The 23,161-nt window shown below is 38.1% G+C and carries 22 protein-coding genes, 4 tRNA genes and 1 pseudogene; 16 read left to right on the top strand and 11 right to left on the bottom strand.

Annotation, left to right across the window (positions count from 1 at the left end):
- Positions 1–12 precede the first annotated feature (12 nt).
- The 3 genes and pseudogenes from QSG86_RS03245 to QSG86_RS03235 all read left to right on the top strand — a co-directional run.
- On the top strand, positions 13–786 hold the full coding sequence (locus QSG86_RS03245; protein ID WP_317032655.1) for a sulfite exporter TauE/SafE family protein: 774 nt from the start codon (positions 13–15) through the stop codon (positions 784–786).
- Positions 787–1,136: 350 nt separating this feature from the next.
- On the top strand, positions 1,137–1,679 hold the full coding sequence (locus QSG86_RS03240) for a GNAT family N-acetyltransferase (protein WP_317030186.1): 543 nt from the start codon (positions 1,137–1,139) through the stop codon (positions 1,677–1,679).
- A gap of 40 nt (positions 1,680–1,719) precedes the next feature.
- Positions 1,720–2,073 (top strand): annotated as a pseudogene (locus QSG86_RS03235) (penicillin-binding transpeptidase domain-containing protein); the annotation flags it as partial.
- 501 nt (positions 2,074–2,574) lie between these two features.
- Here the strand turns inward: QSG86_RS03235 and QSG86_RS03230 are convergent.
- The 4 genes from QSG86_RS03230 to serA form a co-directional block, all read right to left on the bottom strand.
- A complete protein-coding gene (locus QSG86_RS03230) occupies positions 2,575–2,751 on the bottom strand; it encodes a hypothetical protein (RefSeq protein ID WP_317030185.1) in 177 nt (58 codons plus the stop codon).
- Positions 2,752–3,051: 300 nt separating this feature from the next.
- Positions 3,052–3,930 carry an EamA family transporter gene (locus QSG86_RS03225; RefSeq protein WP_317030184.1) on the bottom strand — a complete coding sequence of 293 codons (879 nt, stop codon included), beginning with the start codon at positions 3,928–3,930 and terminating at the stop codon, positions 3,052–3,054.
- 39 nt (positions 3,931–3,969) lie between these two features.
- The gene (locus QSG86_RS03220; protein ID WP_317030183.1) at positions 3,970–4,839 is read right to left on the bottom strand and encodes an EamA family transporter; all 870 of its coding nucleotides are present in this window, start codon (positions 4,837–4,839) and stop codon (positions 3,970–3,972) included.
- Between the two features lie 115 nt (positions 4,840–4,954).
- Positions 4,955–6,187: a phosphoglycerate dehydrogenase gene (serA, locus tag QSG86_RS03215; protein WP_317030182.1), complete on the bottom strand. Its 1,233-nt coding sequence runs from the start codon at positions 6,185–6,187 to the stop codon at positions 4,955–4,957.
- Between the two features lie 362 nt (positions 6,188–6,549).
- On the opposite strand from serA, the gene QSG86_RS03210 reads away from it, so the two are divergent.
- Together QSG86_RS03210 and QSG86_RS03205 are read left to right on the top strand one after the other, a co-directional pair.
- Entirely contained in the window at positions 6,550–7,962 is a 1,413-nt protein-coding gene (locus QSG86_RS03210) for an FAD-binding oxidoreductase (RefSeq protein ID WP_317030181.1), read from the top strand.
- A 134-nt stretch (positions 7,963–8,096) separates the two neighbouring features.
- Entirely contained in the window at positions 8,097–8,471 is a 375-nt protein-coding gene (locus tag QSG86_RS03205) for a hypothetical protein (RefSeq protein ID WP_317030180.1), read from the top strand.
- 43 nt (positions 8,472–8,514) lie between these two features.
- Here QSG86_RS03205 and ruvX read toward each other — a convergent pair whose 3' ends face one another.
- The 3 genes from ruvX to recN form a co-directional block, all read right to left on the bottom strand.
- Positions 8,515–8,958, bottom strand: a complete 444-nt coding sequence (ruvX, locus tag QSG86_RS03200; RefSeq protein ID WP_317030179.1) for a Holliday junction resolvase RuvX — start codon at positions 8,956–8,958, stop codon at positions 8,515–8,517.
- The gene (locus QSG86_RS03195; RefSeq protein ID WP_317030178.1) at positions 8,951–9,505 is read right to left on the bottom strand and encodes a YqgE/AlgH family protein; all 555 of its coding nucleotides are present in this window, start codon (positions 9,503–9,505) and stop codon (positions 8,951–8,953) included. The genes ruvX and QSG86_RS03195 overlap by 8 nt, the downstream gene beginning before the upstream one ends.
- Before the next feature lie 451 nt (positions 9,506–9,956).
- Positions 9,957–11,612 carry a DNA repair protein RecN gene (gene recN / locus QSG86_RS03190; protein WP_317030177.1) on the bottom strand — a complete coding sequence of 552 codons (1,656 nt, stop codon included), beginning with the start codon at positions 11,610–11,612 and terminating at the stop codon, positions 9,957–9,959.
- A 605-nt stretch (positions 11,613–12,217) separates the two neighbouring features.
- Here recN and QSG86_RS03185 point away from each other — a divergent pair.
- From QSG86_RS03185 to QSG86_RS03175, 3 genes are all read left to right on the top strand, one after another.
- Complete coding sequence (locus QSG86_RS03185; protein WP_317030176.1) at positions 12,218–12,541, top strand: pyrimidine/purine nucleoside phosphorylase; 324 nt, start codon at positions 12,218–12,220, stop codon at positions 12,539–12,541.
- Positions 12,542–12,734: 193 nt separating this feature from the next.
- Positions 12,735–13,487: a 23S rRNA (guanosine(2251)-2'-O)-methyltransferase RlmB gene (gene rlmB / locus QSG86_RS03180; protein WP_317030175.1), complete on the top strand. Its 753-nt coding sequence runs from the start codon at positions 12,735–12,737 to the stop codon at positions 13,485–13,487.
- 37 nt (positions 13,488–13,524) lie between these two features.
- The gene (locus QSG86_RS03175; protein ID WP_317030174.1) at positions 13,525–14,442 is read left to right on the top strand and encodes a DMT family transporter; all 918 of its coding nucleotides are present in this window, start codon (positions 13,525–13,527) and stop codon (positions 14,440–14,442) included.
- Positions 14,443–14,445: 3 nt separating this feature from the next.
- On the opposite strand, the gene coaE is transcribed toward QSG86_RS03175, so the two are convergent.
- From coaE to pilB, 4 genes are read right to left on the bottom strand one after another with little or no spacing between them, the layout of a single operon-like run.
- Positions 14,446–15,087 (bottom strand): dephospho-CoA kinase, encoded by a 642-nt coding sequence (gene coaE, locus QSG86_RS03170; RefSeq protein WP_317030173.1) that lies wholly within the window; start codon positions 15,085–15,087, stop codon positions 14,446–14,448.
- Between the two features lie 8 nt (positions 15,088–15,095).
- On the bottom strand, positions 15,096–15,956 hold the full coding sequence (locus QSG86_RS03165; RefSeq protein WP_317030172.1) for an A24 family peptidase: 861 nt from the start codon (positions 15,954–15,956) through the stop codon (positions 15,096–15,098).
- Positions 15,956–17,182: a type II secretion system F family protein gene (locus tag QSG86_RS03160; RefSeq protein ID WP_317030171.1), complete on the bottom strand. Its 1,227-nt coding sequence runs from the start codon at positions 17,180–17,182 to the stop codon at positions 15,956–15,958. Before QSG86_RS03160 ends, QSG86_RS03165 begins: the two co-directional genes overlap by 1 nt.
- Positions 17,183–17,212: 30 nt before the next feature.
- Positions 17,213–18,919 (bottom strand): type IV-A pilus assembly ATPase PilB, encoded by a 1,707-nt coding sequence (gene pilB, locus QSG86_RS03155; protein WP_317032654.1) that lies wholly within the window; start codon positions 18,917–18,919, stop codon positions 17,213–17,215.
- Between the two features lie 266 nt (positions 18,920–19,185).
- Between pilB and tpiA the strand changes: the two genes are divergently transcribed.
- The 8 genes from tpiA to nusA all read left to right on the top strand — a co-directional run bounded on the left by tpiA (position 19,186) and on the right by nusA (position 23,157).
- Positions 19,186–19,977 (top strand): triose-phosphate isomerase, encoded by a 792-nt coding sequence (gene tpiA / locus QSG86_RS03150; protein ID WP_317030170.1) that lies wholly within the window; start codon positions 19,186–19,188, stop codon positions 19,975–19,977.
- 13 nt (positions 19,978–19,990) lie between these two features.
- Entirely contained in the window at positions 19,991–20,320 is a 330-nt protein-coding gene (secG, locus tag QSG86_RS03145; RefSeq protein ID WP_317030169.1) for a preprotein translocase subunit SecG, read from the top strand.
- A gap of 53 nt (positions 20,321–20,373) precedes the next feature.
- A tRNA-Leu gene (locus tag QSG86_RS03140) sits at positions 20,374–20,458 on the top strand.
- Between the two features lie 47 nt (positions 20,459–20,505).
- Positions 20,506–20,582: transfer RNA gene (locus QSG86_RS03135), tRNA-Met, on the top strand.
- 74 nt (positions 20,583–20,656) lie between these two features.
- Positions 20,657–20,733: transfer RNA gene (locus QSG86_RS03130), tRNA-Met, on the top strand.
- A gap of 88 nt (positions 20,734–20,821) precedes the next feature.
- Positions 20,822–20,898: transfer RNA gene (locus QSG86_RS03125), tRNA-Met, on the top strand.
- A gap of 218 nt (positions 20,899–21,116) precedes the next feature.
- Entirely contained in the window at positions 21,117–21,641 is a 525-nt protein-coding gene (gene rimP, locus QSG86_RS03120; protein ID WP_317030168.1) for a ribosome maturation factor RimP, read from the top strand.
- Positions 21,642–21,672: 31 nt separating this feature from the next.
- Positions 21,673–23,157, top strand: coding sequence for a transcription termination factor NusA (gene nusA / locus QSG86_RS03115; RefSeq protein ID WP_317030167.1), 1,485 nt, complete (start codon positions 21,673–21,675; stop codon positions 23,155–23,157).
- Positions 23,158–23,161 lie beyond the last annotated feature (4 nt).

Here is a 23,161-nt window from a genome sequence, read left to right as displayed (position 1 = left end):
GTTGTTGTTGTGATAGATGTTGATATTCTACTCAGTCTGATATTTTTTGCTTTTTGCGCAGGTGCGATTGATGCTGCAGTAGGGGGTGGAGGCTTAATTCAAATTCCTGCCATTATGGGCGGTATGCCGCAATTAGCACCCGCAACAGTTTTTGGCACCAATAAGCTTTCTTCGATTTTTGGTACAGCCTCTGCTGCATGGAGTTTTTTACGTAAAGTTAAATTACGCTGGAAGTTAATGGCAGTCGTTGCGAGTTGTGCTTTAATTAGTGCATTTGTTGGTGCAGCCTGTGTCCCTTTAATTCCCAAAGAGATTTTAAAACCCTTTGTGTTGGTGATGCTGGTGATTATTGCGATTTATACTTTTATGAAAAAGCAATTTGGCCAAGTCCATGTACAACAACAACTGACCACAAAAATGTTGATTTTAGCTGCAGTTGGTAGTTTATTGATTGGCTTTTATGATGGTATTTTTGGTCCAGGGACAGGTAGTTTCTTTATCTTTTTCTTTATTCGTTATTTACAGGTCGATTTTTTACATGCATCTGCATTGTCTAAAATTGCAAACTTTACCACTAACTTTGCTGCGTTAAGTTTTTTTATTCCAACAGGGCATGTATTGTTTGGTATTGGCTTAGCTATGGCTGCAGCCAATATTATTGGTTCTTTAGTGGGCGTACGTGCTGCATTAAAATATGGCAGTGGTTTTATTCGTATTTTATTTTTAATTTTAGTCAGTGTATTGATTATCCGTTTAAGCTATCAAATTGTCATGGGCGTGAATTAAGCGGATGGATAGCGTTACTTATCATCACAAGTAACGCTAAAATCTAAATAAAAAGCAAAAAAATACGTGATATTAATGATCAAATAGCATGATAAAACATGGATGGATCAGTCGTATGCAAGATGAAAACATATAAAAAATCTAGAATATTATATTTTAGAGGATAGTCATTTAACCGCCATGACTGGAATACCATTACAAGAGATGTTAATTTTAGCCTATATTTATGATGTTAAAGTTACCCATAACAATATTAAAAATATGATACTCAGCCATAAATTTGATTTAAATTTTCATTTCATCCAAAATGGATGAAAACATAAAATTTGATACCGATTCTAAGGCCGAAGATGTTAGAAACTGAGCGATTAATATTGCGGCAATGGCAAGTGCAAGATTATCTACCTTTTATTAACATGGGATTAGACCCAGAAGTTATGCAATATTTTCCTGATCTTTTGACTCGGGAGGAAAGTCTTCAATTCATTGATACAGTGAAAGATATTATTGATCAAAATCAATGGGGATTTTGGGCTGTAGTGTTAAAGCAAACAGGGGAGTTTATTGGTTTTATTGGCTTACATCATCAACCAGAGCAATTTGAGTTCTCTCCCTGTGTTGAAATAGGATGGCGCTTAGCGAGACAATATTGGGGCAATGGTTATGCCACAGAAGGTGCTAAGGCAGCCATAGTATATGCCTTTAATCAGCTCAATCTCAATAAAATTGTTTCCTTTACTGCAGAGATCAATCTGCCTTCGCAATCTGTGATGAAAAGAATCGGAATGAGTAAAGTGGGTGAGTTCAATCATCCAAAACTGAGTTCAGGCCACGATCTTGAAAAGCATGTGTTATATCAAATAGTCAATCCTCGTTTAATATCATCGGTGTGATGTAAAACATAAATGTTAATAGCGATTTAACCTGACGATTATTGGTCGCCAAGTTGATAATTTTTGGCTGGTTGGACCTTTAACGATTACCCCTATACAAGAGGTTGAATTTGTTGAAGGTCTTGCACATAACACATTGCCCTTTAAAGCCGAAACTCAAGAAAAAGTTAAACAGATGCTTCTGATCAAAGAAATAAATGGCAGTAAAATTTATGCTAAAAGTGGTTGGGGAATGGATGTTAGTCCGTAAGTGGGTTGGTTAACTGGTTGGGTAGAGCAGCCTACTGGCAAAATAATATCATTCTCGTTAAATTTAGAGATGAAGCCCAATATGCCAGGTGCTATGCGTCATGAGATTGCCTATAAATCACTAGAAAATCTTGGCATTATTTAAGCATTTTAAAAATGATGATCATACCGATGATAGAGAATGTAAATACTCGATAATATTATTTATCATTCAAGAGATTTAAAAATTTGTATCAGCATGATGATATTTATAACATCTTGTACGTCATCTATAAATTAGCTGAACTTGATGTTAGATCAGCACTTTTTTGTTTGATTATTACCCTATTTTTTAATATTACTTTAAGCTCAGTATCCTATTATAAGTTATACCCTCTAGAACGATCTCGTTCAACCGACTTGGCTACAAGTCGGTTTTTTTTTAGCAAAATATTATTGAAAATATATGTTAGATGGTCATGAATAAATCATCATGGTTGACGATAAAAGTCATATAGAGACTAAAATTTGTAGATCAATGAGATTAGAAAGATATGCATCATTTTTTTGTTTATAGTGTTAATAAATGACAAAATAATGGATAAAAAAATGAGAGATGATCCTCTCATTTTTCACTTGAATTTTTAGTGAGTATTTGATTTGGTGATTACTGTTTAATTCCCGATAGGCATAGTATAGTCATACCTTGTGAATCCGGTAGTTTAGCCGTATTGATTTTAGCGGCATTTTGTTGGCATTCTTGTAAGGATTTTTGTGGTATTTTTTCAATGGATGAACCCGTATCACTGACAATAATCAACAATAAGTAAAAGATGGTATTCATAGATGGCACCTGATTAATTTGTAGTATAATTTTTAGATGATTATATGCATCATTACTATAAAAATTATGTCTTTATTTGTTTAAATATAAAATGATCAAATTGTCATATATGGCGATTTAACACCGAATCAACAAACAGATCGGTAATCATAGAAAAAAATACCGTTGACCAAAATACTTTCATAAAAAAAGTCAATTTTTAAGCAAAATCAGATCCAAATAGATGTAATAGGCCAGCCAGATAGACTGGCTTTGGCGATATTGGCCTGATGTGAACATCTCGTCAATCTGCTTTTAAGTTTAGGTTTTTGCAGTGTTTTTTGCAATTTGTATTGAGCGATAGGTTATGCCAATCGAGGCCAACATGATACAGAGCAACGCAATCCACTGTGCCATGGTAATTTTTTCGCCCAATAATAATAAACCAGTCAATGCGGCCAATACTGGTGACAGGCTGGACAGTACGCCATAACTGGCCTTATTTAAGCGCTTTAATGCTTGTAAGTCGAGTGTATAGGGTAAGGCTGTCGCGAGAATAGCAATGATCAGTGCTTGTCCCCAATAGCGCTGGTCAAATAAAATCTCAGCATGTTGGTAGAGTCCAATCGGCAACAAGCAAATCACAGATAAGCTAATGGCGATCGTCAGTGCATGCATTCCGATATTTTGTTGTACCACCTGTTGACCAAAATGAATATAGGCAGCCCAGCATAGACCTGCAGCCAAAGCACATAATGCACCAATGATTGAGAATTGATGATCTTGATTACTGCCCCAAGGAACCATGAGTGCAATGCCCAGTATAGCCAAAGCCACCCAAATATAATCTTGTTTATTTTTGGTGGATAATAGTGCCAGACCTAAAGGACCAATAAACTCTAAACCCACAGCAATGCCTTGGGGTAATTTACCTAAAGAAATATAAAATAAAATATTCATACAGCCTAATGCTGCACTATAGCAGAGTAAGCTTTTCCATTTTAAGTGGCTTAAGCGGGATAAAATTTGCCATGAACGAAACATTAAACAGACAATTATTGCTGCAAAAAATAGCCGCAAAATAGTGACCGATAAGGGATCTAAAATGGCAATCAGTGATTTGGCAAATGCCGCACTAACTTGATAGGAAATCATGGATAAGACCATGAAAAAGACTGCAAGGAGTTGTGAGTTAAGCATAGATGACTCAGCACATAGACAGGCTTAAAGCATAAACAATTAAGTCATTGGCTTGGCTTGATGGGTAGTAATGGTACATCCAATTGATGCAGAGATGATAATAGCGAGTGCCAGACACTGTGTCCAAAGTAATTGCTCATGTAAAAAAATAAAGCCAGACAGTGCTGCCATAGCGGGCTCTAAACTGGTGAGTGTGCCAAAAACTAAAGGACTTAATCGACGTAAAGCAATCATTTCTAATGAAAAGGGTAAGGCACTGGCCAAAATGGCTAAGGCCAAAAATGCCAATAAATTTTCAGTTTGTAACAGTTGTTGTAGAGGAAAGTTAAAATATAGTGCAATCGGTAACATGCAGAGCATAGCGACAAACATGCCCAAGCAAACGGTATGATTGGCTGAGATACCACTCGGTTTTTGTCCAGCAATAATATATAAGGCCCAGCAAGCACCCGCACTTAATGCCAGTATAATGCCAAGAGGATCTAAACCATGTTGTGCCTCCTGAAACGGAAACAGTAACATTAATCCCAGTATTGCCATACAGACCCAAATCAGATCATATTTTTGTCGTGCATAATATAAGGCAACGGCCAATGGACCAATAAACTCAAAAGAAACGGCAATGCCTAAGGGAAGGCGGGAGATCGATAAGTAAAATAATGCATTCATTCCGGCCAAGGCAATGCCATAGCTGATAATAGCGCGCCATTGTACGGCTTTAAAATTGATACGCCATATTTTAAAAATAATTGATAAAATCAGGCTACCCAACATTAAGCGTATCAAGGAAACACTCAGTACAGGAAATTGTTGAAATAAAAATTTGGCCAGTGAACCACTACTTTGTAAACTGATCATTGCAATCAATAATAGTAATAGTGCATTGAGTGTGGAATTTGTTTTCATCATGCCAAGGTAAATTAAAATTCTTTATTACAGTGATAGGCATGCTTAATTTTTATATTGCTCAAGCGCAATAAAAAAAACCACAGCATCAATGCTGTGGTTATATTTTAAACATGGACTAGAATAATACACGCACACGAATTGTGCCTTCAACTTCATGAAGGGTATCAAGCGCTTCTTGAGATGCAGTTGCATCAACATCCATTACCAGATAACCCACATCACCTTTAGTCATTAATGACTGACCAGAGATATTGATGCCATGCTCTGCAAATAGATTGTTAATTTTAGATAAAACACCAGGAACATTTTTATGGATATGCAATAAACGATGTTTACCTTCAGTTAATGGCAATGCAATTTCTGGGAAGTTTACTGCAGAGAGCGTCATTCCTTTATCTGAATAAGCAACAAATTTTTCAGCAACTTCCAGACCGATATTGGCTTGTGCTTCCATGGTAGAACCACCCACGTGAGGCGTTAAAATCACGTTGTCTAAACCACGTAATGGAGAAACAAATTCTTCACCGTTGGCTTTTGGTTCTTTCGGGAATACATCGACTGCCGCACCTGCAATATGACCAGATTTAATCGCTTCAGCAAGATCTTCAATCACGACACATGTACCACGTGCAGCATTCAAGAAAATAGAGCCTGATTTCATTTGCGCAAACTGGTCTTTAGTAAAGAAATTGCGTGTAGATGGTAAATCTGGAACATGTAATGTGACCACATCTGCATTGGCCAATAATTCGTTAAGTGAACCCACTTGACGTGCATTACCCATTGGCAATTTAGTCACTACATCATAATAAATGACGTGCATGCCTAAACTTTCGGCAAGGACTGAAAGTTGTGAGCCAATAGAGCCATAACCCACGATACCTAAAGTTTTACCACGAGTTTCGAATGAACCAACTGCGGATTTTTCCCAACCACCACGATGACATGCTGTTGATTTTGCTGGCACACCACGGAGTAATAGAATGGTTTCAGCAAGTACCAGTTCAGCCACTGAACGTGTATTTGAATATGGTGCATTAAATACAGGAATACCACGTATCATAGCTGCATTTAAATTCACTTGGTTGGTTCCAATACAGAAACAACCGACAGCGATTAGTTTATTTGCTGCCTCAAAGATTTCTTCAGTCAATTGAGTACGCGAACGAATACCAATAAAATGAGCATCTTTGATGGCTTCTTTTAATGCATCACCTTCAAGTGCAGTTTTACGGTAATCGATATTGGTGTATCCAGCAGCATTTAAGGTATCAACTGCATTTTGATGCACGCCTTCTAACAACAAGAAACGAATTTTATCTTTAGGAAGTGAAAGATGTTGGCTCATTACTGCTCCGCTACAAAGGCCAAATTTAGTAGCCATATCATAGCATAGGAAGTAATCTTATTGACATTTCCTTTAGCATCATCCACAAAGGTATTTTAGCTAAAAGATATCAAGACTTCTGATATTTGGTCTAATTAACTGTGTAATTTCAAAGGTATCATGCTAAAAACACGATTTTATATGGCATTTCATAAAAATGCCTTATAATAGCATTTCATAAAAGTGTAGCCGTGCAAACGATGAATTTTACTTTTATGATGTATTAATCTATTTGCGGAATTAAAAGGCAAAGTGATGCTTTTAACTCCATGATGATACGTTTTAAAAAACCACCTGTTTACTTCTTGTAAGGTCTGAAAACGATGAATGCTCCAGTCGCTTTAACCCCAGAGTTATTGACACAATTAACTGCCATTGTGGGTGAAAACCGCATAAAAACAGATGCGGATAGCCTACAAAATTGGGGACGTGATCATACCAAACACTTTGATCCAAATCCATCTGTGATTGTTTTTCCATCGAGCACTGAGCAAGTTCAGCAGATTGTAAAATTAGCCAATCAATTTCATGTTGCGATTACACCAAGTGGTGGCCGTACAGGGTTATCTGCAGGTGCAGTTGCTGCCAATGGCGAAATTGTGGTGAGCATGGATAAAATGAACCAAATTTTGGAATTTTTTCCTGCAGATCGTATGGTGCGTGTACAAGCGGGTGTGGTGACTGAGCAATTACAAAATTATGCTGAAGAGCAAGGGATGTATTATCCTGTTGACTTTGCTTCTTCTGGATCTTCGCAAATTGGTGGCAATATTGGAACCAATGCGGGGGGGATTAAAGTCATTAAATATGGTATGACACGCAACTGGGTATTGGGTCTAACGGTGGTCACTGGTCAAGGTGATATACTTCGTTTAAATAAAGGCATGATTAAAAATGCAACAGGTTATGCATTGCAGCATTTATTTATTGGCGCAGAAGGAACTTTAGGTTTAGTCACTGAAGCAGAAATTAAGTTAGAACGTCAACCGCATGATTTACAGGTGATGGTACTTGGTGTTCCTGATTTTGATGCCATTATGCCAGTGTTGCATGCCTTTCAAAATAAAATTGATTTAACTGCATTTGAGTTTTTTGGCGAACTTTCGATGCAGAAAGTTTTAGCCAATGGTCATGTACAGCGTCCATTTGAAACGGAATGTCCATTCTACGTATTACTTGAATTTGAAGCACCATATGAGCCTATTATGGATGCAGCGATGGAAATTTTTGAGCATTGTATGGAGCAAGGCTGGGTACTCGATGGTGTAATGAGTCAAAGTCTGGATCAATTACACAGTTTATGGCGTTTACGTGAAGATATTTCTGAGTCGATTGCACCGTTTACACCATATAAAAATGATATTTCAGTATTGATTACACATGTTCCTGCATTTATTAAAGAAATTGATGCAATTGTCAGTGAAAATTATCCTGATTTTGAGATTTGCTGGTTTGGCCATATTGGTGACGGTAATTTACATTTAAATATTTTAAAGCCAGATAATTTAAGCAAAGATGAATTTTTTGATAAGTGTCAGCATGTGAATAAATATGTATTTGAGACAGTTAAAAAATATGATGGCTCTATTTCAGCAGAACATGGCGTGGGCATGACGAAAAAACCTTATTTGGCCTATACACGTTCTGCAGCAGAAATTGATTACATGAAAGCACTTAAACAGGTTTTTGATCCAAATGGCATTATGAATCCTGGTAAATTATTTGATCTTGAATAAGATTCAATTGACGTGCTTAATGATTGCATTGACGATGTCATATTAAGCCTATTCTCTGGCTATTCTATCAAGGCATAACATGATTCCACGTTATGCTTTTTATGGTCGATTAAACTGAACTGGATAAGCATTATATGTTAAATAAAATCATGCTGTTAGCATTGGCATCTACAGCCTTAGCTGGATGTGCAGCTACCCAGCAATGGGTCTCACAAGTTGATAATAAGACAATATCTCCATTACAATTGGTTCTTAAAGCTCAGCCTGAACTTAAATCTGAATTAAATAATATTGAAATTCGTCAAGTATTTAATGCCACTGAGTCACCTACAGCAGCACGTGTCGTGATTGTACAAACCGGCTTATTGGATGATTCGGTTCGTGCAATTCGTAGCACATACCGTTTTAAATATCATAATCAGCAATGGCAGCAGATTGATCAGCTTAAAGAATATCAATGTGCACGTGGGCAGAAAGTCAAAGGATTTCAAAAACAGCTTTGTTCTTAGTTGTCTATTTTAGCGTATCGATAAGATACGCTTTTTATGTGATTTAAGGTGTTACGCCTTGAGGATCACGATACCAACTTTCAATCAATAAAGCTGCAGCGAGACTATCTGCAGACACTTTTTTACCACGACCTTGAGTCTGGTAATGATCAAGCTCATCACGCGCTTCACGTGTTGTTAAACGCTCATCGACCATCCAAGTACGAATATGGGTTTGATGATGGAGACGTCGTGCAAATTTACGTGCACGTGTCGACAGTTCGGATTCACTTTCATCCATATTTAAGGGCAAACCAACCAACAATAATGTTGGTTGATATTGTTTAATGATTTTATGCAATGCATCCCAACTGGGAATACCATCTCGCATTGGAAATAAAGCCAATGGATGAGCACTTGCAATCAAAGACTGACCTACAGCTATGCCCATCTTTTGTGTACCGAAATCAAATGCCATGATCATTTCAGTTGTATTTAAGTCAGGCATGTCCAATCTCAGAAGAAAGCCAAATACGGTTAATGCCTATTTTTTTATAAGCAGCATCCCAGCGATCATTATAAGGAAGATTAAAAATCAAATCCATATCGGCATCACATACCAGCCAATCACCTTGTGCAATTTCTTGTTCGAGCTGATTTTTCCCCCAACTGGCATAACCTAATGCAATTTGATAACGTCCTACACCCTGATTATGTGCGATCGCATCTAAAATATCTTTAGATGTGGTAATACAGACATTTTCACCGACTGCAATAGAAGAATGCCAAGTCGGCTGTCCTGTATGTAATACAAAACCGGCCTCCGGTCGAAGAGGTCCTCCTTGTAAAACTTCATGAGGATTAACATTATCGGCTTCAATATCAAGATCATTGAGTAATTCTTTGACTTGAATACCAGAAGGCCGATTAATAATAATACCCTGAGCGCCATCTTCATCATGGCGTGCCAAATAGATGACGGTATTTGCAAAAAAATCATCATCCATATTGGGCGGAGCTATAAGACAGCGATGTGTCAGATATGATTTGGCCACCAAATAGACTCTCCTGATAGATTGATTGTGAGTTTAAATCGTTTGATCTATAGCAAGATACTAAACTGATTTTAATTCAATAATGAATATTTATGTAATGAATTGATAAAGATAAGTTTGTCATCGCGATATATGCTGATGACCGCTTGAATCCATCAATCGATTTTCATCTTTGGGATCAAGACCGTTTAACTTTTTAATTTTTGTTTGTGTCATCGTCAATGTGAGTGAAACTCAACATAGCACTATTTTATGTAACAGAGCAACTTTAAAAAAAATTATAATGCGATTATTTTTAATCTTTTCATATGTGTGATACTGCATTTTGATGAGATTGAGTGTCACGGATATTGCATCTATATATAGATGACTCTGGTATTTTGCATCCATCTAATATAAAGCCCCGTCCCTTGAGATCGGGGAGGATGTCCACCTTGATTTTTTAATCAAGTCATTGAAACTTGAGTTGTCGTAACTGTTTGGCATGTTGTAAGGTAGTTTGATTGATTTCTACACCGCCACTCATTCGTGCCAGCTCAAAAATACGTGTATCTTCGTCGAGTGTGAGAATTGTACTGCTGGCAGGATCTGTCTGGCGTTTTTTGACCAATAAGTGTTGATCGGATTGTGCTGCAACTTGTGCTTGATGCGTAATACACAAGATTTGTACATGTTGAGCCAAGTCAGCCAATAAACGGCCAACAATCTCTGCAGTTCCACCACTAATCCCGACATCAATTTCATCAAATACAAGAACTTCTGCCTCCGTTTTTTCAGCATTCATGACTTGCATGATAAGTGCGATACGTGATAATTCGCCACCTGATGCAATACGGGCCAATGGTTGAGGCGGAATACCTTTATTGGCTGTGAAGAGTAATTGAATAAAACTTAATCCCTCAGCAGATGCATGCTCTAAAGGCTCAAATTTAAATTCAAAATAAGCTTCAGGCAGTGCCAGTTGTTTAACCTGTTCAGTGAGTTGTTGGGCTAATGAAGGGGCAGCATCACGACGAATTTGGTCTAAATATTGTGCTTTCGCTAGGAAATCTTGATAGGATATATTGACTTGTTCGGCCAACATTTCAGGATCTTGTAATTGCTGTAATTGTGCCAATTCCGTTTGCCAGCATTCATATTCCGTCTGTAATTGTTCTGGTTGAGTACGATATTTTCGTGCTAAACGATGAAAGATTTCTAATTGACTATTGAGTTCTTCCATACGTTCAGGATCAAAGCTTTGACGATCGATGAATTGACGTAAATTCGCAGTCGCATCATCAAGCTCACTTTGCGCATTGAGTAAAGAAGTATAAATTACGGATAATTGTTCACTGCGTCCAGCATGAGATTCAATACGACGTAGCATTGAAGAGAGCTCTTGATTAATATTTTGCTCTGCATCATCTAATGCACTCAGTGCGGCACCACAGTCTTGCATAATATGTTCATGGTGGCTGAGACGGTCAAATTCTTGTTCAATCTCTTGATATTGTATTTCAAGCACTGCTTCTAATTCTTCAAGCTGTTGCTCTAAGGTTTGAATACGCTGTTGACGTGTCGTTTGAGCATCTAGTGCAGCTTGATGTTGGCGAATATCTTTTTGCCATTGTTGATAGGCGTCACGTACGGCTTGTGCAGGTTGGTGAAAACTATAATATTTATCCAGCCAATGCTTAGGATAAGGGGGATCTAACAGTTGTTGTTGACTATGTTGGCTATAGAGTTGTACCAAAAGACGGCCAATTTCTTTTAACTCAGATAAACTGCTTGGACGGCCATTAATCCAAGCTTTACTACGACCTGTCGCAAAGATGACACGACGTAAATGAATCTCTCCAGACTCATCATCCAGTTCATGTGCTTGAATCCACTGTGCTTCAGGAGAGTCTATCTGATAGCTAAAAGTCGCAGTCACATCTGCTTTATCTGAACCAAAACGGACATAGTGAGTATCCGTTCTTTCGCCTAGACATGCTGAAAGTGCATCGAGTAAAAGTGATTTCCCAGCGCCAGTTTCACCAGTAAGGACATTAAAACCTTGTTCAATATCGATGGCAAGTTGATCGGCTAAAGCAAAATTAATCAAAGTTAAATGTGTCAGCATAAACGCATCCGCACTGCGAAAAGTTTGAATTGAAGGTAACAGGATTGAGTCACAATGTTATTTATATTCGAATTTGATTCAAAACCCAATGAGTTTATCTTAATTTTAAAGCCAAAAATCGAATTATTGTATTCATTGTTTGAAGATCATCAGAATTTCATAGATTTGAAACGCGATTTTGCAATAAATGATGCTCATCCGTCATGGCCGTTAAATTTGTTGTTGATTTTGATTTAAATGCTCAATTAAGCCAGAATAGGGTGGCATATGATTTGCTTTATTTTATGTCTGAATGAAATTGATTTCACGATTCAATCTGCCGACATTTAATCTGGTATAGCACGGATCACGATTTAGATAAAATTCGCTATTATTATTTATTCGGTTATAGAAAAAGTTATTTGTGATTCATTCAGAGTTGATTTAGACTTTCGGAAAATTGTTATAAATCTAGCTGTATTTTATGTGAATTGTGGGTAGGACTAAGCAATTACCTAACTGTTATAAAAGAGATTTATAGCCTTGGCATAGATGGATTGTTTATTTCTAGTTTTTTAGACTTATTCAATGGTATAAAAGAAAAGCGTTAGCTGGAGAATGCGCACATGTCTGTTCAGTTTGATCATGTATCCGTTGTAAAAAAATCAAATGTTTATTTTGGTGGCTTATGTATTAGTCATACTGTTCAATTTGAAGATGGGACTAAAAAAACCTTAGGTGTTATTTTACCAACAGAAACACCTTTAACCTTCGAAACACATGTACCTGAACGCATGGAAATTATTTCAGGTGAATGTCGTGTTTTGATTGCAGACAGTGAGGAAAGCGAATTATTTCGTGCAGGTCAATCTTTTTATGTGCCAGGCAATAGCCGTTTTAAAATTGAAACAGATGATGTGCTAGATTATGTTTGTCATTTAGAAGGTTAAGTTTAATTAAGGCGATATAGCTTGTACTGATATAAAGGGTATATGGCTAAAATAGACCACAACTTTAGCGCTAAAGATAAATACAGCAAGGAATTTTTAACCTGAATAGGTTAAACTATTCATCTTATATAAATCCTGTAAAGCTTATTTACAGGATTTTTTCATTGATACTAGGTTTGAGCAGAGGTCGTTCATGGCGAAACCAGAATATTATTATGGCGTTCATTCAGTGGAGTCATTGTTAACGATTGAGCCTGAACGCGTATTGACTTTATTTACCCTAAAGGGAAGAGATGATCAGCGTTTAAAGCATATTTTAACGTTGGCGGAACCTTTTGGGATTAGTGTACAACAAGCAAGTCGTGATAAGTTAGAGAAACTGGCAGGTTTACCTTTTCATCAAGGTGTTGTTGCTGCTGTTCGCCCACATCCGACTTTAAATGAACGTGATTTAGAAAATCTCTTAAATAGTGCAGAACAGCCTTTATTGCTGGCATTGGATCAAGTGACTGACCCACATAATTTAGGTGCTTGTATTCGTACTGCCGCTGCCATGGGCGTTGCTGCCGTAATTGTACCACGTGATCGTTCAGCAAGCTTGACACCAACAGCGCGTAAAGTTGCTGCTGGTGGTGCAGAACAAGTTAAATTTATTCAAGTGACCAATTTGGCACGTACACTCAGCCAAATTAAAGCAGATTTTAATGTGCGTGTCGTGGGCACTATGCTTGATGAAAGTGCATTGCCATTAGCACAGTTTGATTTTACTGGAACGGCTATTTGTATTGTGATGGGAGCTGAAGATACGGGTTTACGTCCAATTACACAGGCGCAGTGTGATCAAACCGTATATATTCCAATGGCAGGACAGTTACAGAGTCTAAATGTCAGTGTAGCAACAGGTATGGCCTTGTATGAGGCTTGTCGTCAACGTCGCTGCGATTAACTTACTTTTAAACGCTTATTCCTATTAAGACGATGTTATGACCACAAAAACTCAGGGATATTTCTATATTCTCATTACCATGTGTATTTGGGGCGGATTTATCCTGACCTCAAGATTAAATGTACAGTGGAAAATTGAAGCGTGGGATATTACTGCACTACGGTTTGCCTTGGCATTTTGTATCTTGATGCCGTTGTTGATTTGGAAAAAAGATACCGCTTTTTTATGGAAGAAAGAGCCTTTAATTTTGGCATTGATTGGTGGTGTAGCTTACTGTTTAACGGCTTATAGCGCCTTTCATTATGTTCCTGCCGCACATGCCGCCATTTTTTTAAATGGTTGTATTCCATTATGTACCGCATTTGCCGGACTGTTGTTATTTCAACAGCCTTTTGATCGTCATACTTGGCTCAGTTTGACAATCATGTTGATCGTCTTAAGCATGATGAGTTGGTTAATGTATCAAGAAACTGGCGTTGCTTTTAGTTTCGGCGATTTACTTTTTTTCTTTAGTGCGGTGTTATGGGGGATATTTACGGTCTTATTACGCCAGTGGCAGCTTTCAGCTTGGCATGCCATGTCGGGTGTTGCAATTTGGTCGGCCGTAATTTATGTACCAATTTATTTATTATTTTTACCGAAACATTTAACAGAGCCCGCGCCACTACATTTGCTGTTACAAACACTTTTTCATGGCATTTTTGTGGTGATTGTCGCAACACTGACCTATATTGAAGCCATTAAGCGTTTAGGTGCCTTTAAAACAGGCAGTATTGTGACATTAGCTCCCTTTCTTGCAGCGGTATTAGCCGTTCCTTTGTTGGGTGAGCCACTGAGTTTTGCCATTATTTGTGGTTTGGTCGGCATGGCGATTGGTGCTTTGCAGCCATGGCGCTGGTTGAATCGACAAGATAGCTTGCAGCAACAACTACAGCAAAAAAAGCATTCTTCTTAAGGTTTATTCTGTTGATTTATCAGTGACTGACTGGGGGATAAAATGCTCTTGCTCTGCCCAAGCCAGATATTGTTGATGTAAAGGCAGCAGTTTGGCATATAAATGATCTAAATGGCCATCATTGACGACAACATCATCAGCCAGTTTTTGTTTTTGTTGCCGTGACATTTGTGCGCGAATGATGTTTTGAATCTGTGTAATGCTCTGTCCATCACGTTGTACTGCACGTTGAATTTGTAATGATTCAGCTGCATCAATCAATAAGGTATGTTGGGTGAGTTGATGCTGATTGGTTTCAAACAGTAAAGGTGAAACCAAAATCACATAAGGACTGTGTGCCTGATTGAGTTGTTGAATGATACGATGACGTATGGCGGGATGAGTAATTTCCTCAAGTGTTTGGCGTGCAGTCGTATTTGCAAAAATATATTCACGTAGTGCAGCTCTATTCAGTTCGCCATTTGCCAATAATACCCAGTCGCCAAATACCTGTTGAATTTGTAATAAAGCAGGTTGCCCTGCTTGAACGACTTCTCTGGCCACAATATCTGCATCGACCACTTGAATATTCTGTGATTCAAACCATTGACTTGCGGCAGATTTTCCACTGCCAATTCCACCTGTTAATCCTAAAATAAATTTCATAATCTGCCTTATGGGGTGAGATAAATACGCATAATTGATTCGCCCCAGAGTAAAGCAATCCATCCTGCAATAGCAATATAGGGACCAAAAGCAAATGGCAGGTTTTGTTGGCGTACTTTGATGAGGATTAAACCGATGATTGCCCCCATGCAAGAGGAGAGTAAAATAATCAAGGGCAGCATAAAGGGGCCTAGCCAAGCACCTAATGCTGCAAGAAGTTTAAAGTCGCCATATCCCATTCCTTCTTTGCCTGTACATAGTTTAAATAGGTAGTACACAATCCATAAACATAAAAAACCGATGATATAGCCCCAAATGGCCAAAGTGGCTGTGGTAAAAATCGTAAAACTATTGATTGCTAAACCAGCAGCAGCGAGTGTTAATGTTAAACGATCAGGAAGCAGTTGATGATCAAAATCGATAAAGGTTAAAGCAATCAAGACATAGCTGAGTAATAAAGCACACAGCATTTTGATACTAGGGCCAAAGACCATGACGATCACCAGCCCACACAGTGTAGTGAGTAGTTCAATGAATGGATAACGTATATTAATTGGGGTTTGGCAATGCGCACATTTCCCACCTAAAATCAACCAGCTGATGAGGGGGATATTTTGATACCAGCGAATGGTGGTCTGACAGTGAGGGCAACTCGATGGGGGCGTACTTAAGCTTAGCTTAGCTGGATCAATGATCACCTGCTCGGGATGGAGTAATAGGTGACATTCTTGTTGCCATTCTTGCTGCATGATTTTCGGTATTCGATAAATCACAACATTAAGAAAGCTTCCAATACATAAACTGAACAATCCAACAGCAAGATAGAGTGCAACAGGATGAGTCGCAAAATAAGAAAAAAACACGTACATTAGATAATTGAACCCATTTGGAAAATTGGTAAATACATGGCAATCACTAAACTACCGATTAAAAGGCCTAAAATTGCCATGATTAAGGGTTCCATCATTGATGTCAGGCCATCAACAGCATGATCGACTTCATTTTCATAATAAATAGCAACTTTATCTAACATGCAGTCTAATGCTCCAGACTCCTCACCAATTGCAACCATTTGAATCGCCATATTGGGAAATTTGTTACTCATTTTCATGGCCAGTTGTAGCTGTTGACCTGCAGCGACATGATCACGAATTTGCATGACCACTGCTTTATAGATGACATTATTTGTGGCGCCTGCAGTCGATTCTAAAGCATCAATGAGCGGAACCCCAGCAGCAAAGGTTGTTGCTAAAGTTCGACTATAACGTGCAATAATACTTTTATAGACGAGTTGACCAAAAATAGGGAATTTTAACGCCAGATGATCGGATAGATCTTGAAATCTTTGGCTACGTTTTTTTAATGTTACAGTACTGATGATGCTTATCGTGGTTGTGCAGATCAAAATGAGCCAATATTGCTGTACCCATTTAGACAGTTGGACAATCAGTTGGGTAAATAGAGGCAGTTCGGCACCAAATGAAATAAAAAGTTCTTCAAAAATGGGAACAACTTTGAGCATTAAAATTAACGTGACAATCATGGCAACCATAATGACAGTGAGCGGATATTTGATGGCTTTTTTAATTTTTTGTTTAAGGAGTTCATTTTTTTCTTTATAAATTGCAACTCGATCAAGCATGATATCAAGTGAGCCAGAGAGTTCTCCCGATTCAATCAAGGCACAGAATAAACGATCAAAATATTGTGGATATTTTTTTAATGCATCTGCTAAGGTGTGACCACTTTCGATTTCGCTTTTAATCCCCAGAATTATCCTGCGCATTGCAGGTTTATCCAAGCCATCATGAACAATATCGAAGCTTTGTACTAAAGGTATACCCGACTTTAACATGGTGGCCAATTGACGTGTAAAAATAGCGATATCCAATGTGGTGACTTTCTTAGCACCGAGATGTTCGAAAATATTTGCTCTTTTTTCTCGTATAAATTGAATATTAAGGCCTTGTTTACGTAAAGTAATTTTTGCCATAATTAAGTTGATTGCCGTTATTTCTCCTTTAATTTTTATCCCTTTGCCATTAATACCCTCGTAGTGAAAGCGATACATTTTCTTATTTTTATTTATTTTCATGGTAAATTTACTCTACGCTGGAGATGCAATTCATTCCAAAATGACACGATTGATTTCTTGTAAAGAGGTGAGTCCCTGCATGACTTTAATTAATCCTGAGCGTTTTAAATTATAAAAACCTTCATGCTGCGCTGCTTGTACGATTTGTAATGCATTAGCATCTTGCATAATCAGTGTAGAAAGATTAGGTGTAATTTGCATGACTTCATAGAGACCTATTCGTCCTTTATAGCCTTCTTTGCAAGCCATGCATCCATTTGCTTGATAGATTTGAAAGTCAGTGCGTGTTAAATCCGTTGCTGTAAATCCCATTTCAAATAAACTGGCAGCAGGAATATCAAGCGGTATTTTACATTGTTCGCAAAGCTTACGAACCAAGCGCTGTGCAATGACTAAGTTAATCGATGTGGCAATATTAAATGCTGCCACACCCATATTGCGTAAACGTGTCAGTGTTTCAGCGGCACTGTTGGTATGCAATGTAGACATGACCATATGACCTGTTTGCGCTGCTTTGATGGCGATTTCGGCGGTTTCAAGATCACGAATTTCACCGACCATAATAATATCTGGGTCTTGACGTAAAAAAGATTTGAGTGCGGCGCTAAAGCTTAGACCCACTTTAGTATTGACATTGACCTGATTAATACCTTCGAGGTTAATTTCTACAGGATCTTCTGCAGTAGAAATATTGATATTTTCTTGATTGATAATATTTAAGCCGGTATAGAGTGAAACTGTTTTACCAGAGCCAGTGGGACCAGTAATCAGTAGCATCCCTTGTGGTTTTTTTAATGCATTGATAAAAAGTGTTTTTTGATCATGTTCATAGCCTAAAATGTCAATGCCCAGTATGGCACTTGATGGATCTAGAATACGCAATACCATTTTTTCACCAAATAAGGTAGGTAAAGCATTCACACGAAAATCAATACTTTGCTGTTGAGAAAGTTTTAGCTTGATTCGCCCATCTTGAGGAATGCGCTTTTCTGAAATATCCATTTGTGACATGATTTTTAAACGTGAAGTTAAGCGATTGGCCAGTGCTAAAGGCGGGGTTGCGATTTGCCTTAAAATACCATCGATACGATAACGCACACGATAAAGTTTTTCGTAAGGTTCAAAATGTAAATCAGATGCCCCCATATGAACCGCATCTAATAGTAATTGATTAATATATTTGACAATAGGTGACTCATCATACGTCGTTTCTTCATTTGTTGTTGTTTCTATGGGTTCATAGTGTAAGTCAAATGCAGTGTCATCATTGTTTAATGCCACATAAGCACGACCAGTATAATGTTGTTCAATGAGCCATTTTAATTTATCAAACTCGACAATAATGGTTTCGATATGCATTTTACTGTTTAAACGAATGGCTTCTAAAGCATCCAGATCAATTGGATTTGCCGTAGCAATAAAAAGTAAGTTTTTACGTTTAAAGATTGGCAGTATGTTGTATTTTATTATTATTTTTTCATCAATATTGGCTTTAACCAAAAAGCGGGTATCGTAAACAGATAAATCAAAAAAAGGCTCACCAAACTCACTGGCAATATTTTGTGCAATCAAATAGGATGAGATATGATGGTTTTGTACCAAATGAGCAACAATATCTTGTTGATTTTTTCTCGTGCTTTCTAATGCATTACGCATCAGCTCAGTACTTACGATACCAGTATCGACCAGACGCTGAATAAAGCCTGTGAATTTAGGTTGCAGATGCATCAACTTAATGTTCTCCCCAACAGATCAAAAGTGAAAAAAATAATTCTTTTTTTTATTAAAATACGTTTGTTATACACAAATGCCATAATATGGTTGTATCATCTGGCACAATTTTAATGTGTTTGAGTTTTATTAGACATTGGATTCTAACAGGATTTTAAAAATAGTTTTTTCTTTTTAATTGATAAAAATATAAACATCATATTTTTTTAACAGAAAATTGATTTCAGTGTAGAATGTGCTCGATTTAAAAATAGTTTTTTGTGAGTTTTTGTATGTCGGGGTCGACGATTACACCGTGGGTTGTGGGCAATTGGAAAATGAATCCAATGAAAGCCGATACAGTACAACTTATTGAAGGTTTTAAACAATTATTGCAAACTAACCCTATTGACGAGCATCGCTGTCATTTAGGTGTGGCGCCCATTGCAGTTGCTTTAACAAAAGTACAGGCTGATTTTGAATCTGCAAATCGAATGATATATACCGTGGCACAAGATGTTTCTGTGATGGCAGGAATGGGTGCATATACTGGTGAAATCAGTGCTGAGCTACTTCAAGATTATCAAATTAATTATGTTTTGGTAGGCCATTCAGAGCGCCGTGAAATTTTTGCTGAACATGCAGAGATTTTAAATCGAAAAATAAAAAATGCGTTAAATGCAGGTTTAACTGTCATTTATTGTGTTGGTGAGAGTTTAGAACAGCGTGAGACGGGTCAAGCTGAAAGTGTTGTGTTGCAACAAATTTGTGATATCGCTGCTGTCGTTCAAGCTGAACAATGGCGCAATATTGTGATTGCTTATGAACCTGTCTGGGCGATTGGTACAGGAAAGACAGCATCGCCAGAAGATGCTCAAATGATGCATGCTCAGATTCGTGCCGGTCTTTGTCAAATTAGTCCTTATGGTGCACAAATTGCAATTTTATATGGTGGTAGTGTTAAACCTGAAAATGCAGTAGAGTTAGCCGCCTGCCCAGATATTAATGGTGCACTTGTCGGTGGTGCATCCTTGAATGCTGAGTCTTTTTATCAAATTGCTCAGGCATTTGCGAATACAAAATAATTAGGAGTACAGCATGCAAACTTTTGTGTTAGTCGTGCATATTATTTTAGCTGTTTTGATTATTGGTTTAATTCTAATTCAGCACGGTAAGGGGGCAGATGCAGGTGCTTCCTTTGGTGGTGGCGGTGCTGCTACTGTTTTTGGTGCTGATGGTTCTGCAAACTTTCTAACACGTGCAACTGCAATTTTAACGGCATTGTTTTTTGTGACCAGCCTAACTTTGGCGGTATTTGCCAAAAAACAAACTGCAGATGCATATAGTTTAAATCCACATCCAGTGACCAACTCTGTACCAGCCAAGTTGCCTGAAACTTCATCAAATGCGCCAAAAAGTACTGAATAATTCTATTTAGGCCTTTCTTTTTTGCTGTGATCAGACTAGAATGCGTCACAGTTGCGGTGGTGGTGGAATTGGTAGACACGCTACCTTGAGGTGGTAGTGCTTTCGGGCGTGGGGGTTCAAGTCCCCCCTTCCGCACCAATAAATAATCCAGAATTTATTTATTGGTGAAGCAACTAATCTGTTGATGCGGGATGGAGCAGTCTGGTAGCTCGTCGGGCTCATAACCCGAAGGTCGTTGGTTCAAATCCAGCTCCCGCTACCAATCAACACTGGTTTTAAGTGGCATACTTAAACTAGACAACTTTATATAAGTTGAGATTAAAACATGCACATGGATGCGGGATGGAGCAGTCTGGTAGCTCGTCGGGCTCATAACCCGAAGGTCGTTGGTTCAAATCCAGCTCCCGCTACCAATCACCAATTAAGTTGCAACTTAATTGGGCAAAACATAGAATTTGATTGAAAATAGTTCGTGTTTTGTATATAATTTTTGCACGTTGATGCGGGATGGAGCAGTCTGGTAGCTCGTCGGGCTCATAACCCGAAGGTCGTTGGTTCAAATCCAGCTCCCGCTACCAAGTTTCTTATAAGAGGCTCACAACAAGGTGGGCCTTTTTGCACATTAGGTTTTATCAAATATCTAATATGCAGTAATTGGGGCGATTTACGCCCTTTTTTATTGGCTATCGTGTAGTGTCGATATGAGCCGGTTACGGCATAAGGTCAAAATGCTTCACTATAGTAAATTTATTATGGTTAATCAGACCACTTTTTCGCACAAAATTGACGAGAGTAAATGAAGCTATCAAATAAAACTCAAGCACTTCAGGATTTAATCACCCCAGCGGTGCAAGCATGTGATGTAGAACTTTGGGGGATTGAATTTATCCCACAAGGTAAACGTTCATTATTACGTATTTATATAGATAAAACTGTTGATGAAAATGCAGAGCCTATTATAAATGAAGATGGTGAAGTTGAGTTAGGCCGAGGTATTGGCGTGCAGGATTGTGTTCGCGTGACACAACAGGCAGGGGCAATACTTGATGTACATGATCCAATTTCTGGTGAATATGCGCTGGAAGTTTCATCTCCAGGATGGGATCGACCATTCTTTAAACTTGAACAAATGTCAGGGTATATTGGGCAGCAGATTGCTTTGCGTCTTATTAGCGCAGTCGATAATCGTCGTAAATTCCAGGCAAAGCTTGTGACTGTTGATCTAGAAAATGAAATGATTCAAGTTGAAGTAGAAAAGCAACAGATATTGGAGATTGATAGTCACAATATCGATAAAGCGAACTTAATCTACCAAGACTAATGTAAATAAGAATTTAACGAATAGGTGACTTATGGCACGCGAAATTCTTACCGTAGTAGAAACGGTTAGTAACGAAAAAGGTGTAAGTCGTGAAGCAATCTTTGAGGCGCTTGAACAGGCTCTTGTTGCAGCGACTAAAAAGAAATTTTACGAAGGAACGCACTCTGAAGAAGCACGTTTACGTGTTGAAATCGATCGTAAAACAGGTGACTATCGTACTTTCCGTCAATGGGAAGTTGTTGCTGATGAAGATCATGAGATGCCTGCTTGTCAAGATGCGATTTCAGATGTAGATCCTGCAAAATGGGCTATTGGCGATATTCGTGAGCTTGAAGTTGAGTCGATTGATTTTGGTCGTATTGCTGCACAAATTGCGAAACAAGTCATTGTTCAAAAAATTCGTGAAGCAGAGCGTGCCTTAGTTGCCGATGCATATGAAGCTAAAGTGGGTGAGCTCATTTATGGTGAAGTTAAAAAACAAACCAAAGATGGCTTTATTATTGATTTAGGTGATAATGCAGAAGCATATTTAGCACGTGAAGAAATGATCGCAAGAGAAATTTTACGTCCTAAACAACGTGTTAATGCTATTTTATATAGTGTTAATCGCGAAGGACGTGGTGCTCAATTATTACTTTCACGTTCTAAACCTGAAATGTTAATTGCTTTGATGAAAAAAGAAATTCCTGAAATTTCTGAAGAAATCATTGAAATTAAAGCGGCTGCTCGTCAGCCTGGGGTACGTGCAAAAATTGCAGTAAAAACCAATGATCATCGTATTGATCCTGTGGGTGCATGTATTGGTATGCGTGGTACACGTATCCAAGCGGTACAATCAGAGTTAAATGGTGAACGTATTGATGTTGTTGTATGGTCAGATGATCCAGCCCAATATATTGCCAGTGCTTTAGAGCCTGCTGATGTATCGAGTATTGTGATTGATGAAGATGCACATACTGCAGATATTATTTTTGCAACCAGTGATCAATTGGCGCGTGCAATTGGTTCACAAGGACAAAATGTTCGTTTAGCATCTGAATTAACTGGCTATAAGCTAGATATGATGTTAGAAGAGGAATATTACGCACGTCAGCAAAATGAAGCACAACAATATTTAGATATGTTTATTGCACGTCTAGAAATTGCACCAGAGCTTGCGATGGCATTGGTTGAAATGGGCTTTACTTCATTAGAAGAAATTGCGTATGTGCCAGCTGAAACATTCGAAGAAATCGAATTAAATGCTGAGGTTGTTGCAATGTTGCAAAGTCGTGCTAAAGAAGTGGCTTTAGCTGATGCATTAAAACAACAAGAAAATATCCAAGATCCGAGTGCTGAACTTCTCGCAATGCAAGGAATGACACAAGAAATTGCTTATGCTCTTGCTGCTCGTGGAATCATAACAATCGATGATCTTGCTGATCAAGCAACCGATGATATCGAAGATATTGACGGTTTAGGTGCCGAAAAGGCAGGTCAATTTATCATGAAAGCGCGCGAATCATGGTTTAACTAGGAGG

Origin of the sequence: Acinetobacter sp. SAAs474, assembly GCF_032823475.1 — a bacterium.
Classification (GTDB): domain Bacteria; phylum Pseudomonadota; class Gammaproteobacteria; order Pseudomonadales; family Moraxellaceae; genus Acinetobacter.
The sequence above is the reverse complement of the archived record's forward strand: the minus strand, read 5'-3'. Positions and strand labels throughout refer to the sequence as shown.